Genomic DNA, 1507 nt, shown 5'->3' with positions numbered 1-1507 from the left:
AAGCACATCCAGAAACGCGGACGACAAAGCTGAAGCATCCAAAACGCCCAGAAGCTCAAGCACCAAAGGCATGTTGTACAACGCCGTCGGTCCCTCAGCCCTAAACAAAAACCAAAGACGGTCCTGAGCGGAAGACGTCCTCGCCCTGTCGCCCTGATGACGGGCGTGCAAGGCTATGCGGGACACACCGCAACCCTTTGTGATCAATGGCAGCAACTGTGCGACAGTCGGATGCGCAAACAAGTCGGCAATACTCAGATCAACATCAAAATGCGTGCGAATGCGCCCCGTCAGTTTGACCGCCAGCAACGAGTGCCCGCCGACATCAAAGAAGTTGTCGTCCGACCCAATATACTCGAGGTCGAGAACTTGGCAGAACAGCGTAGCCAGCTCTTGCTCTCGGCCTGACCTGATATGGCTCGGCGCTTGAACGTCATAGCTTGGCTCTGGCAGGCTTCGGCGATCAAGCTTACCGTTCGGTGTCAGCGGAAATGCATCCATTTTGACAATGGCGCTCGGGACCATGAAACCGGGAAGCTTCCGGCCCAGGACTTGCTGAATATGCCGCGGTTCCGGATCGCAACCGGGATTGCACACAACATAACCCACCAGAATGGTATCTGTAATGTCCTCGCCCGAACCAATGACGACAGCTTCGGCAATGTCGTTACTGTCGATCAGGGCAGCTTCAATCTCGCCCGGTTCCACCCGGAACCCACGCACTTTTATCTGATGGTCTTCACGTCCAAGATACTCAAGCGCTCCGTCGGCGCGCCAGCGTACTATGTCTCCCGTGCGGTACATACGCGTGCCGGGTGCACCAAACGGGTTTGCCACAAACCTATTTGCTGACAAAGACGGGCGGTGCCAGTAGCCCCGTGCCAGACCGACACCCGCGATGTATAATTCACCGCGGGCCTGAGGCGCGACTGGACGCAACCCCTCATCAAGGACATAGGCCTGCATATTATCGACCGGTCGACCAATTGGTACGATCGGTTGGCCGTCGAATTCGCATGTCCAGTGGGTTACGTCGATGGACGCTTCAGTTGGCCCGTAGAGATTGTACAGACTGCAGTCGAAACGTTGGCCAAACAAGTCACGCTGATGCGGTGCAAGCGCCTCACCACTGCAAAAAACCCGGCTCAGCGACGCACATGGCGGCAGGCCGCGGGTGTTCAAAAATGCCTGCAGCATCGAAGGGACAAAGTGCATTGAATTCACTTGGCTTTGCTCAATCACCGCAGCCAGCGCCATGGGGTCTTTGTGAGCGCCCGGTGGCGCAACAACCAGGCCCGCACCAACCACCAAAGGCAGGAACACTTCCCAGACCGAGACATCAAAACTGAGTGGTGTTTTCTGCAAGATCCGGTCCGACATGGAGAAACCGTATTGATCCCTCATCCACTGCAGATGCGCCGTCAGAGATCCATGGGAAGTTACTACCCCCTTTGGAGTTCCGGTGGATCCGGATGTGTAGATCATGTAGGCGGGCGAGAGGGGTTTG

General features: G+C 56.4%; 1 protein-coding gene. It reads right to left on the bottom strand.

Features of this window, described 5'->3' with window-relative positions; all coding sequences use genetic code 11:
- Window positions 1–1507, bottom strand: a 1507-nt coding sequence (locus IE087_RS23425; protein WP_189372011.1) for an amino acid adenylation domain-containing protein, incomplete at both ends; no start/stop codon positions are given.

The organism is Tateyamaria omphalii, assembly GCF_014651375.1.
Classification (GTDB): domain Bacteria; phylum Pseudomonadota; class Alphaproteobacteria; order Rhodobacterales; family Rhodobacteraceae; genus Tateyamaria; species Tateyamaria omphalii.
The sequence above is the reverse complement of the archived record's forward strand: the minus strand, read 5'-3'. Positions and strand labels throughout refer to the sequence as shown.